This is a genomic window from Streptomyces sp. 13-12-16, from assembly GCF_002114215.1.
Taxonomy (GTDB): domain Bacteria; phylum Actinomycetota; class Actinomycetes; order Streptomycetales; family Streptomycetaceae; genus Streptomyces.
Window position 1 is genome coordinate 13,651 of the sequence record NZ_NCTE01001420.1, and the last position, 363, is coordinate 14,013.

General features: G+C 75.8%; 1 pseudogene. It reads right to left on the bottom strand.

Annotation, left to right across the window (positions count from 1 at the left end):
* Positions 1-363 (bottom strand): annotated as a pseudogene (locus B7767_RS47085) (SAM-dependent methyltransferase); the annotation flags it as partial.

Here is a 363-nt window from a genome sequence, read left to right on the forward strand (position 1 = left end):
GCAGCGTGAGCGCACCACCACGCGAGAGGTCGGACGCCGTAGCCGTCCGCCACTCGCGCGCCGTGGCGCCCGCCGCGCTCCATTCCTCACGGCCGGCCGTCCGCGCGAGGGCCTCCGCGGCCTCGGTGAGTTTCCGGCGCGTGGCGGTGACCTCCGCCGACAGCTCCGCCGGATCGGCTTCGGCCCGTGACGCCCGTACGAGTCGCGCCGGGGTCAGGTCCACCACGTCGTCCAGCAGGTCCACCACGCCGACCGCGTGCGCGACACCGGGCTCACCCTTGAACGCGTCCGGGTCCTCCGTGAACGCCCGCCACGCCTCCAGGGCGCGCGTCGTGACGCCCTCCCAGTCCACGGACGCGGACC